Below are 16,562 nucleotides of genomic sequence, written 5' to 3'. Positions count from 1 at the left end.
TAAGTCCGGTTGAGTACAGGATTAATGCCTTAGTTGCATAACAAAAGCGTAGCAGCTAAAAGCCACTACGCTTTCAAATCTAACTTTTGGGGGTCACCACATTGCTCGTGGTGCGTTTTATAATAAAACAAATTTGAAAAGCATCACTCTTCCCAAAACTCTTACATACATTAAGGGTTGTGCTTTTTGGGGTTGCACAAGCCTTGAAAGCGTAGTAATTCCGGACGGTGTTTCAACTATTGAAGAGTATGCCTTTACAGAGTGCTACAATCTTAAAAGTGTAACTATTCCGAAGAGCGTAACCTCAATTGGCGATAGATTATTCTTCCTCCTTAACTCAGACATTACAATTTATGGCTACGAAGGTTCGTATGCACAGAGTTATGTAAACTCTTACACCGATAGCAACAAGCTGAAATTTGTGGCTATTGATGGCAAAAAAGTGCTCAAGGGTGATGCAAATGGTGACGGGGTTGTAAATGTTTCCGATGTTACATCTATGCAGTTACATATTGCGGGTTCTAAAAATGATGACGGTATGCCTATAATAGATGAAAGCGACAAGGCGGTACTTGAGGCACTCGATCTCAACGGTGACGGTCAGCTTACAGTATTAGATGTAACAGAACTTCAGATGTATATTGCAGCTCAAAATTAAATATTCATATACCTTATAAACAAAAGAAGTGCAGCTCGTATGAACTGCACTTTTTGCTTGCTGTAATTTTGCTTTTATTCCGATATGGAATTTTCTATAATTTTCTCCGCACATTTAATTCCGTCTACTGCGGCAGATATAATTCCGCCTGCGTAGCCTGCGCCCTCTCCGCACGGATAAAGTCCTGCTACCGAAATACTTTGTAAATTGTTGTTTCTCATAATTCTGATTGGCGATGAACTGCGGGTTTCAACACCTGTCAGCACAGCGTCACCGTATAAAAAACCGTGTAATTTTTTATCCATTTGCACTATTGCCTGTCGCATTGAGTTTGTTATAAAATCAGGCAGACATTTATTAAGGTCGGTCGGTGTAAAGTCGGGACCTACAGACGGTTTTACATCACCGATTTTTGTACTTGCCTTATTTTCAATAAAGTCGCATACACGCTGAACCGGAGCATTAAAGTTTTCTCCTCCGGCAACAAATGCTTTATGCTCAAGTTCACGCTGAAAATACATTCCTGCAAGCGGATTTTCCGATTGATAGTCGGCAGGTGTAATCCCGACAAGTAAGGCGGCATTTGAATTTTCTTCATTTCTTGCAAATTCACTCATTCCGTTTGTGCAAAGTCGATTTTCTTCACTTGAGGCATTTACAACTTTTCCGCCCGGGCACATACAAAATGTATATACGCCTCTGCCGTTTTCAAGGTGAACATTTGTCTTGTAGCTTGCTGCTCCAAGCGCTTTGTTGCCTGCAAATTTTCCGTACTGTGATTTATCAATCATTTCTTTGTGATGCTCAATTCTTGCACCGACAGAAAATGCTTTTGCCTCAATCGGTATAGCTTTTTCATTTAACATTTCAAAAGTATCTCTGGCGCTGTGTCCGATTGCAAGGATAATTGCATTGGTATCAATGGTTTGTTTAGTTCCGTTATGCTCAATTTCCGCACCTGTAACAGAATTGTCTTTTGCTGAAAATCCGATAAGTTTTGTTTCAAACATAACTTTTCCGCCGAGGCGGATAATTCCATTTCGTATGCTTTTTACAGTAGGTCTTAATTTATCAGTGCCGATGTGGGGTTTTGCATTGTAAAGAATTTCGTCAGGTGCTCCGTGTTTTACAAATTCAATAAGTACCTTGCGCTGACGGGTGTCTTTAGTGCCTGTGGTAAGTTTACCGTCAGAAAAAGCTCCGGCACCGCCTTCGCCGAATTGTACATTGCTTGTTGTGTCAAGAATACCGCTTTTCCAAAAGTTATGTACATCTTCCGTTCGGGTATCTACATCTCTGCCACGCTCGATTAAAATCGGATTTGCACCGCTCTGTGCAAGTATAAGTGCGGCAAATAATCCTGCAGGGCCTGCTCCGACTACCACAGGGCTGACCGTACCTCTGAATTTTTCAACATTATATTCATATTTTTCTGCGATTTCGGCATTTTTAAATTTTTTGCATATCTTTTCTTCGTTTACAAAAAGTTCTGCGTCAACGGTTGCAAGAAAAAATATATTATCCTTTTTTCTTGCGTCAATCGAGCGTCTGAAAATCGTACAGCTTTTAAAAAACTTTTTATCTACATTAATAAGTTTTGCCGCTTTATTTAAGACGGTTTCGCTTGTGTAGTCAAGAGGTAAATGTATATTGCTTATTCTTATCATAGGTTTTCTCCTGTTATAATACCGCTTGCAAAAGCAAAATGCAGGTTAAATCCGCCGCAATCTCCGCAAACATCGAGTGCTTCGCCGCAGATGTATAGATTTTTTACAACTTTGCTTTCAAATGTATAGCCGTTTACTTCGTTTCCGTTTACGCCGCCGAGCATTACCTGCGCTTTTGAAAAATCTTTGCATTGTTTACATTCAAATTTCCAATTTTGAATTAAATTCGCAAGTGATTTTAGTTCTTTGTCGCTTAACTTTTTACAGCTTTCTGTCAATGCTTTGTTTGTAATGCTTTTAATAAGTGCTGTTCCTATTTTTTTATGAAAAAGACCCGTGAAAAATTCTTCGAGCGGTTCATTTGCAAACAGCTTTTTTCTGTCATAAAGTAAATTTAATAATTCTATATACGAATAATCTTTTGTAAGATTTACGGAAATAATCGGATTTTTGGTTTTGGGTAAAAGAGTTGTGAGATTGAACACACAAATTCCCGAAAGTGCATTATCCGTAAACTGTACTTCGCCGATTTCGCTTTTTATTGCTTTTTCGGCGTCATAAAGAGTAACTTCCGCTTTAGCACGGATTCCTTTAAGACTTTTCATAAAATCACTTTTGACCTGAATGGGACAGAGGGCAGGGAATAACGGCGTGATTTTATGACCGAGATTTTTTATAACATCAAGTCCGAGCCCTGTGCCGCCTGCTGTAGGAAAGGCCTTTCCGCCGCATGACATAACTACTTTTTTGGCGGTGTATTCTCCGTTCGAGGTTTTTATATTGAAAAATTCGCCTTTTTTACGGATAAGTTCAACTTTGCAGTCGCATATGATTTCGATTTTCAGCCTTTTAATTTCCATAAGCAAAACATCAAGCACGGCACTTGCTTGTCTTGAATGAGGATAAACAAGTCCGTTCGTTTCTGTGTCGCATACAAGACCTAAGGTTGAAAAGAAATTTATAAGTTTTTCTGCGGAAAATCTGTTTAAGATTTTAGAAACATCAAAACTGCCGTGATAAAATTCTTTACTGACATTGGTATTTGTCAGATTACAGCGGCCGTTGCCTGTAACAAGAATTTTTTTGCCTGCTTTGCTTTGAGCCTCAAGAATTGCTATTTTTAAATCTCTGTTATTTCGTTTTGCCGATATAGCCGCCGCAAGTCCCGCAGCACCCGCACCGACCGTTATTATATCATAATTTGTATTTTTCAAAGTTATCATCCTAAAAAACAGGGCAGCCAAAGCTGCCCGTCGGTTTTTATTTTGGAGCAAAAATTGCGCTTAATCCGCCGAATAAGCCCATACTTGCAAGTCCCATAATTATACCTGCAAGAATTACACCGAGCATTACTGCAATTACGCTTGACTTAAAGTCCATATCGAGCATACTTGCGGCAAGTGTACCTGTCCAGGCGCCTGTACCGGGGAGAGGAATACCTACGAATAAAAGTAAAGCGAAGAACAAACCTCTGCCGGCCTTTGCCTGCAATTTTTTACCGCCCTTTTCGCCTTTTTCAAGGCAGAATTTAAAGAATTTGCCTATAAATTTTTTGTCGCTGCCCCATACAAGAATTTTTCTTGCAAAGAAATATATAAAAGGTACGGGCAACATATTACCTAAGATAGCGAGGACATACACCCAGAATAAATCAAGCTGCATTCCTACACCGAACGGAACGGCACCTCTCAGCTCAATAAGAGGAACCATAGCAATCAAAAATACCAAGATATAGTTTAACAAAACAATACTCCTTTCAAAATAAAGGTACTAAAATAGTATAACAGATACCGATATATATTGCAATTTATTTTTTGTCTAAAAAACTACAGCTTTTACGCAAAATTTTAACATACATTTAAAATATAACCATTCCTTTATTTGTCGATTGACATATTATGCAGATTTGTGTAAAATAATACAAGGTGACTAAAAATGGCTACATACAGTTGCGGCAAAAAAGCCAAAGCGATTTTAATTATAATAACGATAGCCCTTGTGGCATTTGCATTTATTCATTCCTCGATGCCTGCTGATATATCATCGGAAGAAAGCGGAAATGTACTTGAATTTTTGCAGAAAATTTTAGACTTTTTAGGTTTTACTCCCGAACTTACTGACCATATAGTGAGAAAATCCGCTCATTTCTGTGAATATACGGCAATAGGAGCAATGCTTATGTCATGCGCATTTGCTTTTGACAAACTGAAACCGTATAAATACTATATAAATGTAATGTTTTGCGGACTTGCGACTGCGGTCTGTGACGAAACCATACAACTTAATGTAGAGGGCAGAGCGGGAATGATTACAGATGTACTGCTCGACTTTTCGGGTGTGATTTTCGGCACATTAATAATGCTTTTTATTTTTTTGATATACAAAAAGCGTTTTATCGCTAAAAGTGAAAATAAATGAATATTTAAGATTAGGAAAGGAAACAGAAACGAATGGAAAATGTAAAAGAAAACAAAATGGGCATTATGCCCATGACAAAACTGATACTTACTATGTCGTTGCCTGCAATTTTTTCAATGACAATTATGGCAATGTATAATGTAGTTGACAGTATTTTTATCGGACAGTACAGTCAGGAAGGACTTAATGCCACTTCACTTGCTTATCCGTTGCAGATGCTTTTGATTGCTGTAGCGGTCGGTACGGGCGTCGGTATTAACTCACTTGTTTCAAGACGACTTGGCGAAAAGAATTTTAAAGAGGCAAACGAGGTTGCAACCCACGGTCTGCTGTTAAGTTTTTTCAGCTACGCAATCTTTCTTGTCCTCGGTATTGTGATTTCAAGACCTTTTATGATGCTTTATACAACCAACGAAAATATCATAGAATACGGTACACAGTACCTTACAGTGGTTCTCTGCTTTTCGCTCTTTGAGATTATAGAAGTTACAATCGAAAAAACTTTGCAGGCTACGGGCAATATGATTTTTCCGATGTTGTTTCAGCTCACGGGAGCGGTAATTAATATTATTTTTGACCCGCTCTTGATTTTCGGTATAGGTCCGTTCCCCGAACTCGGTGTTACGGGAGCAGCTGTTGCAACGGTATTCGGTCAGTTTTGCAGTATGATTTTTGCACTTCTGATAATTTTCTTGAAATCTCATTTAATTAAAATTACATTCAGAAAATTTAAATTCAGTATGAAGACTGTAAAAAATATATATGCCGTTGGTTTCCCGTCTATTATTATGCAGTCGATAGGTTCGATTATGATTGTCGGACTTAACGGTATTCTTGCCGCTTCCGAGGCTTCGGTAACGGTTCTCGGTGTTTATTATAAATTGCAGAGCTTTGTATTTATGCCTTGCTTTGGACTTAACCAGGGCGTTATGCCGATTATCGGTTACAACTACGGCGCAAGAAACCGCAAGCGTGTATATTCCGCACTCAAGCGTGGTATTATAATTGGCGTAATTATTATGACTTTAGGCACATTGGCAATGTGGATAATCCCGGAACAGCTTATTTCAATGTTCGGCGGCACAGAGGAACTTATGAAGATCGGCGTGCCTGCGTTCCGAATTATAAGTCTTTGCTTTATTCCTGCCGCAGCGGGTATTATCTTTACCACCTTGTTCCAGGCAGTCGGCAAGGGAATCAGAAGTCTTATTATGTCTTTTGCCCGTCAGCTTGTGCTTATTTTACCGATTGCGTTTATTTTCTCACGAATTTGGGGAATCGGAGCAGTTTGGTATGCATTTCCGATTGCCGAGATTTTCTCGCTTACTATTGCGATTTGTTTCTTTATAAATCTTGTTAAAGGCGATTTTAAAAAGTTAGGTTAATTTTGTCCACCTCAGTGCATATATTGCATTGAGGTGGTTGTTTTGACAGAAGAAAATTTTACAAATGAAATTACATACGATGACGGTTGGCAGAGTGCCTCTTGCCCCGAATATTCAACTCCTGCGCATGCGGAAACGGAAGAGGAAAGCCCTCAAAATACAGAATTACCGCCGCAAAAGCGTAAAAAATCTCACAATACGCAAGTCCTTGTTACGATGCAGCTTATAATATGTTTATTGCTTGCTTTGGCTGCGTTTGTTATAAAAACTGTCGGCGGCGATTTTTACACTGCTGCCCGTCAATGGTATTACGGCGAACTTAACAAATCAATTATAGCCGAAAATACTCCCGACGATTACAATTTATCCGAAATTTTCGGTACTGCGACAGACGATGAAGTTTGAACTGTTCAATATTAAATTCAGTGTTTCATACACATTGCTCTGCCTGATTGCCGTTTGTATTATACTTGATATATTCGGCGGATTTGTAATGTGCAGTTTTGCTGTGGTCATTCACGAATCGGGGCATCTTTTAATGATGCTGATTTTCGGCAGCAAACCGAAGAAAATCAGCATTTCATTGTTTGAAATTGCAATAAATGACGAAAGCCGACAGCAAAGAGGTGATTTACAGAATTTTCTTATAGTTTTTTTCGGGCCGTTTGCTAATTTTATTTGTTTTATTATTATTTTTCTGATATACTTATGTAATGGAACAGATTTATTAAAATTTGCTTATGTAAATCTGTCGCTCTGTCTTTTAAATTTACTGCCTGTAATGTCGTTTGACGGCGGGCAGCTATTGTATATTTTGCTTAGCCGCAGATTTACGGGTCATACGGCGGAAAAGGCAGTAAATATCATAACTTTCATCGCATTATTTCCAATAGCTGTGCTGGGATTTATAATACTTTTTAATTCGGATTATAATTTTTCGCTGTTGTTTGTATGCGGTTATATTATACTTTCATTAATTTTTAAAAATAACAGGTATTTCTGACGGAGGTAATACAATGGTCAGCAAGGAAGTAGAAAAACTGTTGCTAAAGGTTCAAAAGCCGGGCAGATATGTTGGCGGAGAGCTTAACGCAGTTGTAAAAAATAAAAAAGATGTTGATGTGAGGTTTGCTTTCTGCTTTCCTGATACCTACGAAGTGGGAATGTCGCATCTCGGAATGAAAATTCTATACAGTTTGTTTAATTCAATTCCGTATATATGGTGTGAAAGAGTTTTTGCGCCGTGGATTGATATGGAAGAAGAAATGATTAAAAATAATATTCCGCTTTATGCACTTGAGAGCGGCGACCCTGTGTCGGATTTTGATTTTATCGGTTTTACATTGCAGTATGAGCTTAGTTTTACAAATGTGCTCAATATGCTTAAGCTTTCGGGTGTGCCGATTAAATCCTGTGAGCGTACGGGTTTAAAGCAGATTGTTGTCGCAGGCGGCCCTTGCACCTGCAACCCCGAGCCGATTGCGGATTTTATCGACCTTTTCTTCATAGGTGAGGGCGAAGAGGTTGACCTTGAGGTAATGGAGCTTTACAGAAAGTGCAGAGCAGAGGGTAAGTCAAGAGAGCAGTTTCTCATTGAATGTGCACAGATAGAGGGCGTGTATGTGCCGTCGCTTTATGATGTTGAGTACAACGAGGACGGCACAATTAAGCGGTATATTCCAAAGCACGGTGCTCCGTCTGTTGTTCACAAGCGCCTTATGAAGAAAATGGACGAAAGCTATTATCCCGATAATTTTGTAGTTCCGCTTGTGGAAATTGTGCATGACAGAGCGGTGCAGGAGATTTTCCGCGGATGTATTCGTGGCTGTCGTTTTTGTCAGGCAGGATTTATTTATCGCCCCGTAAGAGAAAAATCTCCCGAAGTTATCAATAAGCAGTGCAGAGCATTGTGTGAGAATACGGGTTATGACGAAGTGTCGCTTTCTTCGCTGAGTTCAAGCGACTACACACAGATTGTGCCGTTGCTTACAAAACTCAATGAGTGGAGTAAGGACGAAAAAGTCAGTATTTCTCTGCCGTCATTGCGAGTTGACGGTTTTACCGACGATATTATGAATAAAATCAAAACAGTGCGTAAAAGCGGACTTACATTTGCGCCCGAGGCGGGAAGTCAGCGTATGCGTGATGTTATCAATAAAAATGTTCAGCATGATGAGCTTATGCAGACCTGCGCAACAGCTTTTGCAGGCGGTTGGACTACTGTAAAACTGTACTTTATGATCGGGTTGCCTACAGAAACAATGGACGATGTAAAGGCAATTGCCGACCTCGGACAGGCTGTAGTCGATACTTATTATAATTGCCCGAATAAGCCAAAGGGAAAGGGTGTAAGAGTAACAGTTTCTGCGTCATCATTTGTGCCAAAACCGTTTACGCCGTTCCAGTGGCACGGACAGGACACAATCCCTACTTTGCACGCTAAACAACAGCATATCAAAGAAAGCATTACAACCCGCAAGATTCAGTTTAATTACCACGATGCCGACACAAGTTACCTTGAGGCGGTATTTGCCCGTGGTGACAGAAAGCTGTGTAAAGCAATGGAAATTGCCTGCGAAAAAGGTTTTCATTTTGACGGTTGGGGCGACTGCTTTGACTTGCAGAAATGGCTTGATATTTTTGAAGAGTGCGGCATTGACCCGACATTCTACGCAAACCGTCAGCGTTCCTTTGACGAGGTATTTCCGTGGGATCACCTTGACTACGGCGTAACTAAGGATTATCTTATTAAAGAATGTAAAAAAGCATATGAAAATACAACAACACCGCATTGCCGTTTGAAGTGCAACAACTGCGGTGCGGCAAAATACGGGGAGGGTGTGTGCTTTGAAAAACGCAAGAGTTTGGTTTAAGAAAGATAACGAGTGCCGTTATATATCGCACCTTGACCTTAACCGTTGTATGTTAAGAGCCCTGCACAAGAGCAAAGCTCCGATATGGCATACCGAGGGATTTAATCCGCACCCGTTCGCAACTTTTCCTCTGCCGCTTTCACTCGGATTCAGAGGAATTAACGAGTGTATGGATATAAAATTGATTGAAGATATTTCCGATGAAGAATTAATCAACAATCTTAATGCCTGCCTGCCGCAGGGCATAAGGGTTTTTGCGGTTACAGAGCCGATTATGAAAGCCGGAAAAATTGCGTATGCAAGGTTTAATATGAAAATCAGCAGTGATAATCTTAACTCTGATAAAGTATATACCGCACTGAAAGAACTTTTGGAAAGCGAAGAAATTATGCTTGAAAAGAAGTCAAAGTCGGGTTACAAGACTGTTGATTTAAAGAAAAGTATTAAAAATTATTCTTTATCGGAAAAATGTGATTTTGCCGAGCTTGAAATTGTACTTTCCGCAGGCAGTACCGACAACGCAAATCCGAACCTTATTATCAAGGCTTTGGAAAATGCTGCGGGTGAAGAATTTTACGCCGATATTACGAGAGAGGATTTATATAATTCTGATATGGAATTATTTAGATAAACTATGTTTACATTTACAAGTCGCAATGCAAATTGATACCAAGCAATTTTTTAACGGCGGCATTGACAAAGAATTTGAAAAACTTGAAGACGAAATTTCAGCAAAATTTCTTGAGTATATCAAGCTGTATTCTAAGCTGTAATTAAGATTTTTAAAAAATCACACAAAGTTTCACATTTTTTTGTACTTCTATTCATATAATCGTCACAAAAGCAGGTTATTATATAAGCACAATAAAGTTAACAAGAAGTTTTCATAGATTTTCCTCTTCTAAATTTTCTAACCAAAGCAATGACCGACATAGTCGGTCATTTTGCATTTTACCGAAAACGGAGCAGTTATGTATTATTATTCTCTAAACGAATATTTAAAAAACACCTTTGGCGAAAAGGTATATAAAATTTCTCTTGACGGCGGTATGACTTGCCCTAACCGTGACGGCAAAATAGACACACGGGGGTGTATATTTTGCAGTAGGGGAGGTTCGGGAGAATTTTCCGCCGACAGAAACCACAGCATAACCGAGCAAATTCGGGAGGCTAAAGAGAGAATCGGCAGAAAAACCGATTGTAAAAAATTTATTGCTTACTTTCAGCCGTTTACAAATACATATGCGCCCGTTGAGTACCTTGAAAAAATCTTCACCGAGGCTGTCGCACCCGATGAAATTGTCGCTTTGTCGGTCGCTACCCGTCCCGACTGCCTGCCTGACAAAACCGTAAATTTGCTCTCAAGACTTAATAAAATAAAGCCTGTGTGGGTGGAACTCGGCTTGCAGACAGTTCATAAAAGCACGGCAGACTATATTCGCCGTGGATATGACTTAAGCGTGTATGATGATGCGGTTAAGCGACTGCACAAGGAGGGCATTAGCGTAATAACGCACATTATAATCGGTTTGCCTAACGAAACGGAAGATATGATAGTGCAGAGTGCTGAATATGCGGGCAAATGTTCCGACGGAATTAAGTTACAGCTTTTGCACATATTAAAGGATACCGACTTATGCGATGAATACGAAAAGGGCAATGTGCCCGTTCTGTCGCTTGAGCGATATGCGGATATACTTGTAAAATGCCTTAGAGTTATCCCAAAAACCACCGTAATACACAGGCTTACGGGTGACGGAGATAAAAAAATACTTGTAGCCCCCTTGTGGAGCGCAGACAAAAAGCGTGTGCTTAACTATATTAACAAGGTATTAAGGGAAAGCGAATAATAAGTATTATTAATTTTAAAAAAAGTCTTGATTTTCCTTTGCGTATTTGATATAATAGGCATTGTCTTTGGAGAGATGTCCGAGCTGGCCGAAGGAGCATGATTGGAAATCATGTGTACGGTAATCACCGTACCAGGGGTTCGAATCCCCTTCTCTCCGCCATAATTTTAAAAAGTCTTGTCGATTTCGGCAAGGCTTTTTCTTTTGTTATAATGCTTTATTGTGAAAAATATTGCTAAAAAAGTGCGGTTATAATAAATAACTGCAAAGATAATGCAAATTATACATATTGACAGCAAAAATTTTTTGTTATAAAAAATTTATAAAATTATAATTCTTTGAAGTAATTTAAAATATTATTATTGCACAATAATTATATATATGTTTTGTATATAATTAATAAAGAAATGTCAAAATCGACAAAACATCAAAAAAATATTGAAATAAAAACCTAAAAATGTTATAATATAAAGGAATAAAATTATGGGTTAGTATATGGTCTGACTGCCGAATACAGCAAATTCACCGAAGGTCAGTCGGTAAAAGCGGTCGCCGTTAAAGCAAAACTTCCCTCTCGGACGGTACAGACTTATTCGGCTCATATGTTTCAATTTTTTTAATGGAGGTAATAAAAATGAAAACGAATTTCAAGCGTATTGGCAAACAGTCGATTTCTATTGTGCTTGCTGTTATGATGATGCTTTCGACTATGCTTGTCGGTATGGTTACTTCGAATGCGGCTGAAACTTGGTATGTGATCGGTGACGATTACGATACAACATGGAATACAAATGGTAAATCTTCACCAATGTCATATGATAGTACTACCGGATATTATTATTTTGATAAGAAGCTGAATTCAACTTCTGGAAATCATTATTTCAGAATACATAATGGTAGCAACGAATATGGTCCAACTACAACTAATGATGATATTTCTATTTCATCATATAATACTAAGTTTGATGCTGTAAAGGATAGAACTGCTAAAGCTTTCAAATATTCTTGCGGTAGCCTCAACTATAGATTGTGGTTTGATGCAACAACCCAAAAGATTTGGATCACTGATAACAATGCTGAACCGACAGAACCGACAGAACCTACAACTCCTGCAAGTGATATTGTTGTTTACTTCGCTAATCCTGTAAATAACGGTTGGACAACTGTTTGTAATTATATTTGGAAATCAAATACTAGTGAACTAAAGACAGCTTGGCCGGGTGATGAATTTACAGATTCAAATGTTTGTCAGTCGGATTATTCTTATAATAATGTTACATATAAAGTTTACAAAGTAACAGTTCCTGCAGCTTATGATTCTATTATTTTTAATAATGGTAATAATGGTGGTGTGCAAACGGGTGATATTACAGGTGAAAATCTTGCAGACAGAAACCTGTATATTTATAATGCAACTGCAACTGCGAAAGTTGACATCATTAAAAATTATACAGAGCCAACAACACAGAAATACACTGTAGCTGTTGATAAAAATATCACAAACGGTACAGTTACTACTTCTGAAACCTCACTTGCGGCAGGCAAGACATTTACAGTAACAGCCACACCGAATGACGGTTATGAGCTTGATACTATTACTGTAACAGATGCTGAAGGTAAGAGTGTTGCGGCTACTAACGAATCAACACATACTTACACAATGCCTGCAAGCAATGTAACTGTTTCTGCTACATTTGCACAAAAACCGGATTGCCGTTTAGGCTTTGGCTATGCAACAGGCAGTAGTGATACAATGGGTACTTTCAGCTGTTCGAGCAATGGCACTTCTATAGTTGAAGGCACATATCCGTATGGTACAGAGGTAACATTTAATGCTGTTGCTAAAGAAGGTTATGTATTTAAAGGTTGGTACTCAGATATCAACGGTACAAGTGATTGCCTTTCAACAAATACAACATACACATTTAAACTTACAAAAGAAACTGATGTATTTGCAAAGTTTGCTGAAGCTACAGGTACAGTGATTCCGAATCTTTACCTCATTTACAGCGACAGCACTTCAGACCCGAGTAAATTCACTCAGTATCTCAATCTTTACCGTGACGCAGATGGACAGGTGTATGCTTACTTTGACAGTGAACACTTTGACTCCTCTAAAACATATTGTTTTACGATTTCTGATTCAGTAGGTAAGTCAACATCATGGGAATATGCGTATGATAATTACAATAATTCCAAAGCTGTTGCTAATGAAGCTAATACAAAGTATTTTGACTGCGGCGATAGCCGATGGGGATTGCCTAAGCACGATGAATCTTCTTATGTAAATACAGCTTTCGCAAGATTTAGAGTACTTGAAGATTATGCAGATACTATTTCAAGCGTAAAGGTTAACCTCGGTTACTACAAAGGTACTGACATTGTTGAGAGTTCAACTGACTCTACAAAGGCTACAACTTATGAGATTATTCCTGATGCTACAGGCACAGTTTCTTCGAGAGTTAAAGTATATGCTAAAGACGGTACTGTCAGAACTGCATATCAGAAGTATGCTGATATGGCAGATACTGTAATTTCTTACACAGGCGATGATGTAACTAAGAAGAAATCTGCTGATTATTATGAAGAAGGCTACGCAAAGTTAGGCTCAACAATTACAGTTACAACTACAATTGATAAGGATTACAGAAGCAAGTACTATGTAAAAGCATTCTGTGTGAACGGCTATTCTTACGGAATTATTGACAGCTCAAAGGCTAATGCTGACGGCGTATATTCATTTGAATACACAATTCCTGAGGATTGCACAGATAAGTTTATCGAAATCACACCTATTTACTACTACATTGATGATACTGATACAGTAACTTTCTATGTAGAGGGCTTTGACGAAACAGTACAGAAAAAGTGGGGCAACACAGTTGCTGTTCAGGCTTGGTACACAAACGGTGTAGATGAACAAAAATACGTAGATGGCGTATTAGAAGGCGAATATAATTCTCCTAATAAGAATGCGCTTGGCGGTTATCCCGGTCAGCCTTTGGTATACGAGGGTGGTAAATATTCAATGCAGATTCCTAAATACCTTAACGGTAATAAAGATAATTTTGTTAAGGGTATTACATTGAACAACTATATCTGGGATAGTATCCATAGTGGTAATTTTAAAGACCAGATTAATGATAACTGCCAGACTTATGACTATGACGACTTCTACAAGCTTTCTGAAACTAATGATGTAGATAATATTATCTTCGATTTCCGTTACAGAAATACAACAGATAACAAGCCTTCACAGGCAGGTTTAAGCAGCTCTACTTATAATAAGAACGAGCTTGAACCGCTTAAGGATTACTATGGTAATATCGTTGACATCTTTGGAAATATTCTTTCAAAAGATTGGACTGCTACTTATGACAGCAATTATCTTACAGTAATATCTAACGGTTATAAGGAAATTAAAAATATTGGTAAATATGCTACCGAGTGGTCAGTATATGACAAAGACGGTACATACATTACTACAATCAACTGTTCTAGCCTTATTGATGAGACCAAGGTTGACTCTACTTATCAGGCAGCTTATAAAAAACTTAAGTCACATGCCGGTTTACCTGTAAAGATTGCATATGAAAAGTCAATATTCCAAGGTCCTGATAATGGTACTCGTGCTGACGGCCGTTGGTATTTCTCTAAGAAAGCTCAGAAGATTTCCGCTAATGTTAAGATTGAGTACAAAGCAGACGGTACTTCTCCGTTTGTTGAAGATGCATTTGTTGAAGGCAGCAATGTTGGTGTAAATACTAAAGCTCAGGCTTACTTTACAAATGCTGATTCCAACGGCAAGACAACTTGTCAGGGTATAGTCGACGGCGGTAACTTCAGTGTTCATGCTCAAACAGATGTCGATGCTAACTACTATTTCATTGGCTGGTACCTTAAGACTTCTGACGGTTATTCATTCATTACTAATGAGTCCGATGCTGACTTCCCAATGACAAACAACGCAACTTATATTGCTCGCTTTATTCCAACTCCAAGCGGCACATTAACACTTTCACACACATTGCTTACAGGCTCTGCAGATGGCAAAACTTTCATTAAGGCAGACATCGTAGACAGCAAAGGTAATGTTAAGGCGTCTATTGCCGAAACTTCAGGTAACCTTGTAGTTCCTGCAAGATATGTTGTCTATACAAGCGAATACAGCATTAAGGCTACACTTAGAACTGTTCCTTACGGTAATGATACTGTTGAAGATTTCTATAACAGTAACGAGGAACATTACAATTCAGGTGTAACAGGCACAGGCGAAAAGACTTACGAGGTTAGTAAAACAATTAAGGAATTGTTTGAATCATATGAAGATGTTGATCATAATACTTCATACAGACTTATCAAGTCAAACATTCCGTTCTATTCAAATATCAAATCAAATCCACTCGAATACACGATTACTTACACTTATGAAACAAGACTTGACGGTAAACAGAGTTATGTTATTAAGGATAAAGTATCAGGTATTGAGTTAGAGGAAATGTGGGCTGAGAATGTAGCTGCCGGTCTTCCAAAAGAACAGCTTAGCAAAGCATTCATCACAAAGAAAGCTCCGTTTGTATCTAACTTCAGAAATGAGATTAAGTGGGATATTGATCATGCAGTAATCAACGGCTATATCGCTACTGTTGATGCTACTACTAAATCTCCAGATCTTACAATTACAGCTCTTGCTGTTGACGGTGGATGGACAAAACCTGAAACTGTTAAGTATGGCGAATTGGCTGTTTCAAACGGTGATTATCTCTACAAGACAGGTACAACTGATTTCCCGGCTCAATATGATTATAATGGTGCTACCAAGTACGATTTCAGCTTCTGGGCAATCTTTGATAACAGAGAAAAGGCTGCACAGTACAGCAAAGAAGTAGCAACTTATATGTCAGGCAATCCTGCTGAGGTTATGTCAGATAGATTAACTGCTCTTACACAACTTGACGGTTATGATAATCTTATTTCTAAGTCATATTCTAAGGAATATAACTATGTAAGCTATCAGAACTACTATATCGTTCCTGTATATGCAGGCAGGTTTGCAAAGAGTGAAATCAATGAGTCGCAGGCAAGCATCAGACTCCTTGAGTACACAAGAAACCAGTGGACAACAGGCGACGGTGTAAAGGGTGACGGCACACTTAATACAGGTGCTACTAAGAACGATTACCTCTACACAGACTTTGCTCTCAGCTTTGATAAGGATCAGGAACTCATCAAGAATAATGCTAATATCAAGGTTGGAGTTACCTTTGAAGTCGTTGCAAAATATAACGATATTAATGATCTCAAGTCTTATGAAACAACTTCTAATAAAGATGCTATTGGCAATTTGGTAAAGGCTGCAACTGCAAACGGTAAGGTAGGCACTTATAAAGTTGATAGCGAAAGTGCTGACAGAAATGTTTACAGATATGAGATTAAGAACTCAAATATTTCTGTAAAGAATAGAATTGAGTACTACTTAAGATTCAAGAACAGTGAAACATCACAGCAGAATGTTATGAAGGTTTACTCATATATTTATGATACAGTTTCAGGAAAGATTTACTTAAGTGATCCTGTTTATATGAATATGTATGATATCGGTAACCTTACATATATTACTTCTGACTTAGCAAACATCAACTTAGGTCCTGACGCAACAGTTTGATGATTTGAATTTTTTGGCAGGGCAGAGTAAAATCTGCCTTGCCGTT

General features: G+C 38.5%; 12 protein-coding genes and 1 tRNA gene. 10 read left to right on the top strand and 3 right to left on the bottom strand.

Annotation, left to right across the window (positions count from 1 at the left end; genetic code table 11):
- The first annotated feature begins 100 nt into the window (after window positions 1–100).
- Window positions 101–658: a leucine-rich repeat protein gene (locus I2E21_RS12520; protein WP_347708274.1), complete on the top strand. Its 558-nt coding sequence runs from the start codon at window positions 101–103 to the stop codon at window positions 656–658.
- 74 nt (window positions 659–732) lie between these two features.
- On the opposite strand, the gene I2E21_RS02595 is transcribed toward I2E21_RS12520, so the two are convergent.
- Genes I2E21_RS02595 through I2E21_RS02585 form a run of 3 tightly spaced genes read right to left on the bottom strand, consistent with a single transcriptional unit; the run spans window position 733 to window position 4,035 of the window.
- Window positions 733–2,325 (bottom strand): FAD-dependent protein, encoded by a 1,593-nt coding sequence (locus tag I2E21_RS02595; protein ID WP_195410330.1) that lies wholly within the window; start codon window positions 2,323–2,325, stop codon window positions 733–735.
- Complete coding sequence (locus tag I2E21_RS02590; protein WP_195410329.1) at window positions 2,322–3,539, bottom strand: aminoacetone oxidase family FAD-binding enzyme; 1,218 nt, start codon at window positions 3,537–3,539, stop codon at window positions 2,322–2,324. The genes I2E21_RS02595 and I2E21_RS02590 overlap by 4 nt, the downstream gene beginning before the upstream one ends.
- Window positions 3,540–3,585: 46 nt before the next feature.
- Window positions 3,586–4,035: a small multi-drug export protein gene (locus I2E21_RS02585; RefSeq protein ID WP_186935009.1), complete on the bottom strand. Its 450-nt coding sequence runs from the start codon at window positions 4,033–4,035 to the stop codon at window positions 3,586–3,588.
- A gap of 225 nt (window positions 4,036–4,260) precedes the next feature.
- Here I2E21_RS02585 and I2E21_RS02580 point away from each other — a divergent pair, with 225 nt between their 5' ends.
- The 9 genes from I2E21_RS02580 to I2E21_RS02540 all read left to right on the top strand — a co-directional run bounded on the left by I2E21_RS02580 (window position 4,261) and on the right by I2E21_RS02540 (window position 16,516).
- Window positions 4,261–4,743, top strand: coding sequence for a VanZ family protein (locus I2E21_RS02580; RefSeq protein ID WP_195410328.1), 483 nt, complete (start codon window positions 4,261–4,263; stop codon window positions 4,741–4,743).
- Between the two features lie 32 nt (window positions 4,744–4,775).
- Window positions 4,776–6,128, top strand: coding sequence for an MATE family efflux transporter (locus I2E21_RS02575; protein WP_195410327.1), 1,353 nt, complete (start codon window positions 4,776–4,778; stop codon window positions 6,126–6,128).
- Between the two features lie 42 nt (window positions 6,129–6,170).
- Window positions 6,171–6,533: a hypothetical protein gene (locus I2E21_RS02570; protein ID WP_195410326.1), complete on the top strand. Its 363-nt coding sequence runs from the start codon at window positions 6,171–6,173 to the stop codon at window positions 6,531–6,533.
- Entirely contained in the window at window positions 6,523–7,131 is a 609-nt protein-coding gene (locus I2E21_RS02565; protein ID WP_195410325.1) for a site-2 protease family protein, read from the top strand. Before I2E21_RS02570 ends, I2E21_RS02565 begins: the two co-directional genes overlap by 11 nt.
- Before the next feature lie 13 nt (window positions 7,132–7,144).
- Complete coding sequence (locus I2E21_RS02560; protein ID WP_195410324.1) at window positions 7,145–9,001, top strand: TIGR03960 family B12-binding radical SAM protein; 1,857 nt, start codon at window positions 7,145–7,147, stop codon at window positions 8,999–9,001.
- Window positions 8,976–9,632 carry a TIGR03936 family radical SAM-associated protein gene (locus tag I2E21_RS02555; protein ID WP_022234360.1) on the top strand — a complete coding sequence of 219 codons (657 nt, stop codon included), beginning with the start codon at window positions 8,976–8,978 and terminating at the stop codon, window positions 9,630–9,632. The genes I2E21_RS02560 and I2E21_RS02555 overlap by 26 nt, the downstream gene beginning before the upstream one ends.
- Before the next feature lie 340 nt (window positions 9,633–9,972).
- Window positions 9,973–10,851: a TIGR01212 family radical SAM protein gene (locus I2E21_RS02550; RefSeq protein WP_195410323.1), complete on the top strand. Its 879-nt coding sequence runs from the start codon at window positions 9,973–9,975 to the stop codon at window positions 10,849–10,851.
- Between the two features lie 69 nt (window positions 10,852–10,920).
- A tRNA-Ser gene (locus tag I2E21_RS02545) sits at window positions 10,921–11,013 on the top strand.
- 472 nt (window positions 11,014–11,485) lie between these two features.
- Window positions 11,486–16,516: an InlB B-repeat-containing protein gene (locus I2E21_RS02540; protein ID WP_195410322.1), complete on the top strand. Its 5,031-nt coding sequence runs from the start codon at window positions 11,486–11,488 to the stop codon at window positions 16,514–16,516.
- Window positions 16,517–16,562: the final 46 nt, after the last annotated feature.

The sequence above is a fragment of the Ruminococcus sp. BSD2780120874_150323_B10 genome, assembly GCF_015553695.1.
GTDB lineage: Bacteria > Bacillota > Clostridia > Oscillospirales > Acutalibacteraceae > Ruminococcoides > Ruminococcoides intestinale_A.
Note: the sequence above shows the minus strand (reverse complement) of the source record. Positions and strands in the feature narration are given on the sequence as shown.

Coding starts and splice junctions, on each gene's coding strand:
- I2E21_RS02550 (WP_195410323.1), top strand. CDS start 9,973: ATGTATTATTATTCTCTAAACGAATATTTAAAAAACACCTTTGGCGAA.
- I2E21_RS02540 (WP_195410322.1), top strand. CDS start 11,486: ATGAAAACGAATTTCAAGCGTATTGGCAAACAGTCGATTTCTATTGTG.
- I2E21_RS02580 (WP_195410328.1), top strand. CDS start 4,261: ATGGCTACATACAGTTGCGGCAAAAAAGCCAAAGCGATTTTAATTATA.
- I2E21_RS02565 (WP_195410325.1), top strand. CDS start 6,523: ATGAAGTTTGAACTGTTCAATATTAAATTCAGTGTTTCATACACATTG.
- I2E21_RS02595 (WP_195410330.1), bottom strand. CDS start 2,325: ATGATAAGAATAAGCAATATACATTTACCTCTTGACTACACAAGCGAA.
- I2E21_RS02575 (WP_195410327.1), top strand. CDS start 4,776: ATGGAAAATGTAAAAGAAAACAAAATGGGCATTATGCCCATGACAAAA.
- I2E21_RS02585 (WP_186935009.1), bottom strand. CDS start 4,035: ATGGTTCCTCTTATTGAGCTGAGAGGTGCCGTTCCGTTCGGTGTAGGA.
- I2E21_RS02560 (WP_195410324.1), top strand. CDS start 7,145: ATGGTCAGCAAGGAAGTAGAAAAACTGTTGCTAAAGGTTCAAAAGCCG.